Annotated in this window: 7 protein-coding genes; 2 read left to right on the plus strand and 5 right to left on the minus strand. The window is 72.7% G+C overall.

The window, feature by feature from the left end:
• From FF041_RS11030 to nsdA, 4 genes are all read right to left on the minus strand, one after another.
• Positions 1–1,562: [protein-PII] uridylyltransferase (locus tag FF041_RS11030; protein WP_153522525.1), on the minus strand; the 1,562-nt coding region annotated here is incomplete at its 3' end.
• Positions 1,563–1,715: 153 nt separating this feature from the next.
• On the minus strand, positions 1,716–2,054 hold the full coding sequence (locus FF041_RS11035; RefSeq protein WP_153522535.1) for a P-II family nitrogen regulator: 339 nt from the start codon (positions 2,052–2,054) through the stop codon (positions 1,716–1,718).
• The gene (locus tag FF041_RS11040) at positions 2,051–3,424 is read right to left on the minus strand and encodes an ammonium transporter (protein ID WP_153522537.1); all 1,374 of its coding nucleotides are present in this window, start codon (positions 3,422–3,424) and stop codon (positions 2,051–2,053) included. Before FF041_RS11040 ends, FF041_RS11035 begins: the two co-directional genes overlap by 4 nt.
• A gap of 241 nt (positions 3,425–3,665) precedes the next feature.
• Complete coding sequence (gene nsdA / locus FF041_RS11045; RefSeq protein WP_323391659.1) at positions 3,666–5,132, minus strand: transcriptional repressor NsdA; 1,467 nt, start codon at positions 5,130–5,132, stop codon at positions 3,666–3,668.
• A 438-nt stretch (positions 5,133–5,570) separates the two neighbouring features.
• On the opposite strand from nsdA, the gene FF041_RS11050 reads away from it, so the two are divergent.
• Positions 5,571–6,239, plus strand: a complete 669-nt coding sequence (locus FF041_RS11050) for a bifunctional DNA primase/polymerase (RefSeq protein ID WP_153486290.1) — start codon at positions 5,571–5,573, stop codon at positions 6,237–6,239.
• A gap of 123 nt (positions 6,240–6,362) precedes the next feature.
• On the opposite strand, the gene ftsY is transcribed toward FF041_RS11050, so the two are convergent.
• Positions 6,363–7,583: a signal recognition particle-docking protein FtsY gene (gene ftsY / locus FF041_RS11055; RefSeq protein WP_153522541.1), complete on the minus strand. Its 1,221-nt coding sequence runs from the start codon at positions 7,581–7,583 to the stop codon at positions 6,363–6,365.
• A 223-nt stretch (positions 7,584–7,806) separates the two neighbouring features.
• On the opposite strand from ftsY, the gene FF041_RS11060 reads away from it, so the two are divergent.
• Entirely contained in the window at positions 7,807–9,045 is a 1,239-nt protein-coding gene (locus FF041_RS11060; RefSeq protein WP_153522543.1) for a GNAT family N-acetyltransferase, read from the plus strand.
• Positions 9,046–9,089: the final 44 nt, after the last annotated feature.

The following is a 9,089-nucleotide window of genomic DNA, read 5'->3' on the forward strand; positions in this document are numbered from 1 at the left end:
GTGGCGGGATCGTCCAGGTCCCGCCGGGTGGCCGTCTCGGCGAGCAGCAGATGGTGGCGGACGAGGGCGGCGATGACGGTCGCGTCGGCGCGGTCGCATCCCATCCGTTCCGCCATGTCCAGGGCGATGGCCTCGCCCGCGGTGGAGTGGTCGCCGGGCCGGCCTTTGCCGATGTCGTGGAGGAGGGCGGAGACCAGCAGCAGATCGGGTCGGCTGACGCGGCGGGTGAGCGCGGCGGCCCGTACAGCGGTCTCCACCAGATGGCGGTCGACGGTCCAGGTGTGGACGGCGTTGCGCTGGGGGCGGCAGCGGACCCGTTCCCACTCCGGCAGCAGGCGGGTGATCAGCCCCTCGGCCTCCAGCGCCTCCCAGACGGGGACGGTGGGCGTGCCGGCGCCGAGCAGTACGACGAATGCCTCGCGGGCTTCGGCGGGCCAGGGAACCGGCAGCGGTGGGGCGGCATCGGCGAGCCGGCGTACGGCGTGCCGGGAGAGCGGCAGCGCGGACCGGGCGGCAGCGGCGGCGGCCCGCAGCGGGAGCACCGGGTCCCGTTCCGGTCTGGCGGTACGGGCGAGCACGGCCTCGCCGTCCTGTTCCACGACGCCTTCGGCGAGCGGGGTACGTCCGGGGCCGGTCCGGCGACCGCCCCGGCGGAGCGCGCTCAGCCGGGACCGCGCCGAGCGCGCCTTGATCACCCGGTCGACCTCGCGCCAGGTGACGTCGGAGGCGTACGACACGGTCCGGGCGGCTTCGTACAGCCGCCGCAGGAGCGCGTCGGCGTCGGGCAGGCCGAGGGCGCCCGCGACCTGGTCCTGTTCCTGGAGGGCGAGCCGGTCGGTGGCCCGGCCGGTGGTGAGATGCAGGGCGTCGCGGGCGTCGAGCAGGGTCCGGCGGGCCTCGGCGAGACCTTCGCGGGGGGCGTCGGCGAGCCAGGAGGCGGCGACGGCCCGCAGGGCGGTGGCGTCCCGCAGTCCGCCGCGCGCCTCCTTGAGGTCGGGTTCCAGCAGAAAGCGCAGCTCGCCCTGGCGCGCGGCCCGCTCACGGCAGAGCTCGCCGAGTTCGGGGAGGCGCTTGTGCGCCTGGTTGCGCCAGTCGGCGAGCACGGCGGTGCGCAGGGCCGTGAGCTGGGCGAGGTCGCCGGCGACCGGGCGGGCGTCCAGCAGTCCGAGCTGGGCCTTGAGGTCCTCGGCCGCGGTGCGCCGGGCCCCGGCGACGGTGCGCACCGAGTGGTCGAGGGAGAGTCCCAGGTCCCAGACCGGGTACCAGACGCGGTCGGCGAGGGCGGCGACGGCTGCGGGGTCGGCGGACGGGTCGTGGAGCAGCAGCAGATCGAGGTCGCTGCGGGGGGAGAGCTCGCCGCGGCCGTAGCCGCCGACGGCGACCAGGGCGGCGGCGTGGACCCCGGTGTCCCGCCGGGCGGCGGTGAAGAGCGCGGAGAGCCATCGGTCGGTCAGCCGGGCGAGGGCGGCCCGGCGCGGCGGCCCGGCCGACTCCTGCCCGTTGAGCAGGAGCAGCCGGGCCGCCGCGTAACCGCTGGGTCCGGAGTCCTCCGCTTCGGTCATCACCTCAAGGCTCGACACCGGACCGACCTCTCTCCGTGCTCCCCGTGTTTCCCGGGGTGTCTCACAGCTTCTCGGAACAGGGGCTGACGGGGGCGGGGCGGGCGGCAGGGCCTGTCCGACGGATCAGTCCCTGTAGCCCGTCCGGATCAGGCCCTACAGCGCGTCGGGGCCGCGTTCGCCCGTCCGCACGCGTACGGCGGTGTCGACCGGGATGCTCCACACCTTCCCGTCGCCGATCTTTCCGGTACGGGCCGACTTGACGATCACCTCGATGAGCTGATCGGCGTCCTCGTCCTCGACCAGCACCTCGATACGGATCTTGGGCACCAGGTCGACGGTGTACTCCGCGCCCCGGTAGACCTCGGTGTGGCCGCGCTGGCGGCCGTATCCGCTGGCCTCGCTGACGGTGAGGCCCTGGACCCCGAAGGCCTGGAGCGCCTCTTTGATCTCGTCGAGCCGGTGCGGTTTGACGACCGCGGTGATGAGCTTCATGCGTCCACCTTCCTGTTCCGGTCGCCGGTCGCCGCCGGGACCTCGCTCGACACGGCTCCGATCGCCGCCGAGGGCTTGTGGGAGCCGATGCCGCCGCCCGCGCCGCTGAAGTCGTAGGCCGTCTCCGCGTGCTCGTTCCGGTCGATGCCGGAGATCTCGGCGTCCTCGTCCACCCGCATGCCCATCGTCCGCTCCAGAACGAAGGCGAGCACGGCGGAGACCGCCAGGGAGTAGGCCAGCACCGCGAAGACCCCGATGGCCTGCTTGCCCAGCTGTTCGAGACCGCCGCCGTAGAACAGCCCCCTGGCCTCGGACTGGACGCCTCCGGTGGCGAAGAGACCGACCAGGAGGGAGCCGGCGACACCGCCGACGAGATGGACGCCGACGACGTCGAGGGAGTCGTCGTAGCCGAACCGGAACTTCAGGCTCACGGCCATGGCGCAGAGCACTCCGGAGATCGCGCCGATGGCGATGGCGCCGAGCGGGGAGCAGGAGCCGCCGGCCGGGGTGATGGCGACCAGGCCCGCGACCGCGCCGGACGCGGCGCCGAGGGTGGTGAACGCGCCGTGGCGGATCTTCTCGTACGCCAGCCAGCCGAGCATCGCCGCCGCGGCGGCGACCTGGGTGTTGAGGAACATCACCGCGCCGACGCCGTCGTCGTTGCCGAGCCATGATCCGGCGTTGAAGCCGAACCAGCCGAACCAGAGCAGGCCCGCGCCGAGCATGACGAGCGGCAGGCTGTGGGGGCGCATGGGGTCCTTGCCGAACCCGGCCCGCTTGCCGATGACGAGAATGACGCCGAGGGCGGCGGCGCCCGCGTTGACATGGACGGCGGTGCCGCCCGCGAAGTCGATGACGCCCATCTCGAAGAGCCAGCCGCCCGCGCCCCAGACCCAGTGCGCGACCGGGAAGTAGACGACGGTGGCCCACAGGGCGATGAACAGCGCCCAGGCGGAGAACTTGACCCGGTCCGCGAGCGCGCCGCTGATCAGGGCGGGGGTGATGACCGCGAACATCAGCTGGAAGACGGCGAAGACATAGACGGGGACGGTGTAGCCGTCCCACAGTTCGGTGAGGCCGATGCCGCTGAGCCCCGCGTACTCGGCGGACCAGCCGATGACGGAGCCGTGGTCGGCGCCGAAGGCGATGCCGAATCCGTAGAGCACCCAGAGAACGGTGACGATGCCGAGGCTGATGAAGCTCATCATCAGCATGTTGAGGGCGGACTTGACCCGGACCATGCCGCCGTAGAAGAAGGCGAGGGCCGGTGTCATCAGCATCACCAGGGCGGAGCAGATGAGCAGGAAGCCGGTGTTGGCGGGGGACAGTGCGGGTGCGTCCGCGGCTAGCGTCGAGATGCCTTGGGGCATCGGCGTCTCCTCGTCGTCGTGCGGCCTCGTGCGGGCGGAGCCTGAGCGGATCGGGCGGGTCGCCCGAGCGAGTCGGGCGGGTGCCTGAGTTGGTCGGGCGGCGGGCCGGTTATGCGCCATGAGGTTGGCGCAGCGCGGTTTCCGCCGATGCCGCACGATGTTTCACCGTGGTGACGAAGGAGTCCGCCGTGTTACGCGGCCATGAACGGGCGCAGGCCGGGACGCGCCCGGCCCGCCCGGCTCAGACGGCCTCGGCGGTCTCCGGGAGCTGGGCGGTGAGCAGATCGGTGAAGTGCACGACCTCGGCCACATCGCCGAAGTCCCGTGCGGCCGTGTCGACGGTCTTGCGCAGCCTGGTGTTGACGCGCTCGGAGCGCACCCGCTTGGCGACGGTGAGGGCCTCGGACGCCAGCGCGGTGGCGTGCTCGGGCTCTCGTTTGAGCAGATGGACGGTGGCCATGCCGATCACATTGAGGGCGTACGACCGCTGGTGGACGTCGTCCTTCTCGAAGAGCTCCACCGCCCGCCGCATCACCGGCTCGGCGAGCGAGGCATAGGTCGGGCTGCGGCCGGCCACATAGGCGAGATCGCGGTAGGAGTGGGCGTTCTCCCCGTTCAGCTCGGCCTCGGAGAAGAACTGGATCCAGTCGGGCTCGGGCTCGCCGTCCGCTCCGGCGTCGGAGAAGGTGTCCTCGGCCATCCGGACGGCCCGCTTGCACTTGCTGGGCTGGCCCATATTGGCGTAGGCGCGGGCCTCCATCGCGTACAGCATCGCCTGGGTGCGCGCGGTGGCGCAGTCGCGGCTGCCGTACTGCGCGAGATGGATCAGCTCCAGGGCGTCGTCGGGGCGGCCCAGATGGATCATCTGACGGCTCATGGAGGAGAGGATGTACGAGCCGAGGGGACGGTCGCCCGCCTCCTTCGCGGCGTGCAGCGCGAGCACGAAGTACTTCTGCGCGGTGGGCTGGAGGCCCACGTCGTAGCTCATCCAGCCGGCGAGCTCGGCGAGCTCGGCGGCGCAGGTGAACAGCCGGCGGCGGGTGGCCTCGGGATGGGACTCCTGGAGCAGATCGGTGACCTCGTGGAGCTGGCCCACGACGGCCTTGCGCCGCAGCCCGCCGCCGCACTGGGCGTCCCAGGTGCGGAACATCGCGGTGGTGGACTCCAGCAGCTCCAGCCCGGGGCCGGAGAGCCGGGTGGGCGACGGCTGCGCGGCGGTCTCGGGAGCGGGGCCCGCGCCCGGGGCGGGCACCAGCCAGCGCTGCATGGGCTCGACCAGGGCGGGCCCGGCGGCCAGCGCCAGCGAGGTGCCGAGGAAGCCGCGCCGGGCGAGCATCAGATCGCTGCGGGAGAACTCGCTGAGCAGGGTGACGGTCTGCGGCCCCGCCCAGGGCAGGTCGACCCCGGAGTCGGACGGCGACTGGTGCGCGCTCCGCAGCCCCAGCTCCTCGATGGCGATGACGGTGCCGAAGCGCTCGGAGAACAGCTCGGAGAGGATGCGCGGGATCGGCTCACGGGGCTGCTCGCCGTCGAGCCACCGCCTGACCCGCGAGGTGTCGGTGCTGATGTGGTGCGCGCCCAGCTGCCGGGCCCGGCGGTTGACCTGGCGGGCCAGCTCGCCCTTGGACCAACCGCTGCGCACGAACCATGAGCGCAGCCGCTCGTTCGGACGCTTGCCGGCATTCGTACCGGCGCCGCTGCCGTCCACTGGAACGCCCCCATCCATGAAACCCTGCCACTCGAACCCATATCAGAATGCCGTGAGTTGAGGCCCCTCGCCCGGCGGACACGGTCTCCACCGAAAACCCGCACAGGAAATCGGGATGCCCCCGGCATACCCATGAGCGCACGCGAACTCACCGGGCCCGCGCACCGAAAGTAATCCTACGATCACCCTCACGCCGAGGCGGATTCCGGAAACGCCACCATTCGCCACCCCTTCGAATGAACTCCCCTTGCGTCAGGCGCGATTCACTTGACAGGCGACGATCAGAAGGCGGCGGATTGGCGCATATGGAGTAGTGCGACACCGTGCGCGCTCCCCCTCGCGCCACCACACGCCGCCCTAGCTTCACTTATTGCGACGCTGTGTCATGAGGAGACTTCGGGTCGTAACCACCGGCGCGCACGACCCGTTGGAGGGGGCATGGGCAAGGGCTTCACGATCGGCGGCAGCCGGGGGATCAGGGACATCCGCTCCGGCTCACGACGCCGTGACCGCACCGCGGAGCGCACCGTGGTGGCCGAGTACACAGGACTATGGGGCTGGGCCGTGGTCCCGGGGGCACGGGCGGAGTCCGGCGTCTGCTCCTGCTCCAGCGCGGGCTGCGCGGCGCCGGGGGCCCATCCGCTCCCGTACGCCGCCGAGATCCCCGCGGGCGCGACCCTGGACGAGGTGACCGAGGCCTGGGCGCGGGTGCCGGGCGCGGCGCTGCTGCTGCCCGTGGGCCGCGCCTTCGACATCCTCGACGTGGCCGCGCCCGCCGGCCGCCGGGCGCTGGTGCGGCTGGAGCGGATGGGGCTGCCGCTGGGGCCGGTGTCGGCGACTCCGGACGGCCGCTGCCAGTTCTTCGTCGCGCCGGGCGCGGCGGAGGGGCTGCCCCGGCTGCTGTACCGGATGGGCTGGGACGACGCGGATCTGGATCTGCACTGCCTGGGTCCGGGCGACCACATCACGGCCCCGCCGTCGGACCGCGGCGGGCTGGGCCCGGTCCACTGGCTGCGCCCGCCGTCCCTGGACACGGCAGCCGCGCCGCCCGAGGCCCGGCTGCTCCTGGGGACGCTGGCGTACATCTGCCACCGCTCGGCCGCGTAGCCGGACCGCGGGGTCCGCGGGGACAACCCGCGAGGGCGGACCGCGGGGACGGTGCCCGGATACGGAAGTGCCCGGCCGCGTTCCCGCGTGCCGGGCACTTCCGGATGAACCGCCGGGGCGGGTTCAGTCGCCGATCAGCGCGTCCACGAACGCCTCCGGCTCGAACGGCGCGAGGTCGTCCGCGCCCTCGCCCAGACCGACCAGCTTCACCGGCACGCCCAGCTCCCGCTGGACCGCGACGACGATGCCGCCCTTGGCGGTGCCGTCCAGCTTGGTCAGCACGATGCCGGTGATGTCCACGACCTCCGCGAAGACCCGCGCCTGCACCAGGCCGTTCTGCCCGGTGGTGGCGTCCAGGACGAGCAGCACCTCGTCCAGCGGGCCGTGCTTCTCGACCACGCGCTTGACCTTGCCGAGCTCGTCCATCAGCCCGGTCTTGGTGTGCAGCCGGCCCGCCGTGTCGATCAGCACCACATCGGCGCCCTCGGCGATGCCCTCCTTGACCGCGTCGAAGGCGATCGACGCCGGGTCGCCGCCCTCCGGCCCGCGTACGGTACGCGCGCCGACGCGCTCGCCCCAGGTCTGGAGCTGGTCGGCCGCCGCGGCGCGGAAGGTGTCCGCGGCGCCGAGGACGACCGAGCGGCCGTCCGCGACGAGCACCCGGGCGAGCTTGCCGGTGGTGGTGGTCTTGCCGGTGCCGTTGACGCCGACGACCATGATGACGCCGGGGGTGTCGAGCCCGCTCTCGGTCTTGACCACACGGTCCAGGTCGGTGCCGATCAGGGCGAGCAGCTCCTCGCGCAGCAGGGCGCGGAGCCCGTCGGGGGTCCGGGTGCCGAGCACCTTCACCCGCTCGCGCAGCCGCTCCACGAGCTCCTGCGTCGGCGCGACGCCGACATCGGCGACGAGCAGCGTCTCCTCGATCTCGTCCCAGGTGTCGTCGTCGAGATGCTCACGGGACAGGAGCGTGAGCAGCCCCTTGCCCAGCGAGTTCTGCGAGCGGGACAGCCGGGCGCGGAGCCGGACGAGCCGGCCCTCGGTGGGTTCCGGGATCTCGATCCCGGGGGCGGCCGGTTCGACGGCGACCGGTTCCTCGACGGCGACCGGGGCGGCGGCCTCATCGGCCGGGGGGAGGCCGACCTCCTCGATGGTGCGGCGTGGTTCTTCCCGCGGTGTCTCCGCCTCGTCGCCGACATGCGGCTCGGCGGGCGGAGCGGTGATGGTCGGCGCGGTGGGCGGGGCCGATGGCGGCAGCTGCTTCTTCTTGCGGCTGCTGATCACGAGCCCGCTGATCGCGCCGACGGCGACCAGGGCGATGACTACAGCAAGGATGACGAATTCCATAACGCACCCAGTATCGGGCACATCCCCGCGGAGCCGCCCCGGCCACACCCCGGCCGGCCACGGGAGTACGGCGGGGGTGATCGTTCCGCCCGGACCGGGACCGACGCCGAGGCCGGTACCGGGGTCGGTACCGGGGTCGGTACCGGGGCCGGTACCGGGGTCGGTACCGGGTCGGCGCAAAACCCGGATGACTGACTCGGCCGGACGGGTTAGCGTCCGGTCCATGACCGCCTTGGAGTATCGGACCATTCCGGAGGCGCAGCTCGAACGCGCCCTGGACCTGCACTATCTCGTGTTCTTGGGGAAGAACTGCGAGGACGACCTGCGCAAGCTGCACCGGGAGATCCTGGAGCACTGCGATGCGATCGGGGCCTATGAGGGCGATGAGCTGGTGGGGCTGCTGGCCGCCCATCCGCTGAGTCTGTCGGTGCCCGGCGGGGAGCTTCCGTGCGCGGGTGTGACGTTCGTTTCGGTGGCTCCGACGCACCGCCGCCGGGGGGTGCTCAGCGGGATGATCGCCGAGCTGTGGCACCGCTGCGCCGCGGCCGGGCAGCCGCTCGCCGCCCTGTGGGTGTCGGAGACGGGGATCTACGGACGCTTCGGATTCGAGCCGGCGACCCGTGCGTACACCCTGAAGATCGACGCGGAGCGGCCGTTGGAGCTGCGGATCGAGCCCGACGACCGGCCGCTGCGGCTGGTGCCGGCCGAGGACGCTCCAGCGGTGATCGGCTCCCGGCACGCGGCGGCGCGGGCGGAGCGCGCGGGCCGGGTGGCCCGGGACGACTTCTGGTGGCGTACGCACATCCTGCCGGAGGCGGACGAGGAGGACGACGATCTGAGCCCGCCCCGGGTGGTGACCATCGGCGACACGGGCGCCGAGCCCGCGGGGTATGTGTTCTACCGCACCCAGACCGACGACGAGGGCCGGGGGACGGCCCATGTGTACGACCTGGAGGCGGAGTCGCCCGCGGTCGCCGCCGCGCTCTGGCGCTATGTGACCTCGATCGACCTGGTCGACACGGTGAAGGCGTGGGGCCGTCCGCTGGACGAACCGCTGCTGCGGCTCTCGGCCGACCGGGACCAGGTGTCGGTCACCCAGGAGTTCCCGGCGCTCTGGCTGCGGGTGGTCGACGTCGCCGCCGCGCTGGAGGGGCGGGTCTGGTCGGCTCCGGTGGATCTGGTGCTGGAGGTGACCGATGCCGGGGTGCCGGCGAACGCCGGGCGGTACCGGCTCGTCTCCGCCCCCGACGGCGACGGACACCGGGTGCGGGTGACGCGCACCGGGGACGCGGCGGATCTGACGCTGGGCATACGGGAGCTGGCGGCGGGCTATCTCGGGGACATCGGGGCGACCGAGCTGGTCCGGGTGGGCCTGGCCGCCGAGCACACCCCGGGGGCGGCGGCGCTGCTGGAGTCGGCGGCGCGCACCGCGCTGCTGCCGCACACCTCGGACGAGTTCTAGCTTGATCTTTAACTTGTGCGGCGGGGTCGTGGGGTCGTCGACTT

The sequence above is a fragment of the Streptomyces jumonjinensis genome, assembly GCF_009600885.1.
GTDB lineage: Bacteria > Actinomycetota > Actinomycetes > Streptomycetales > Streptomycetaceae > Streptomyces > Streptomyces jumonjinensis.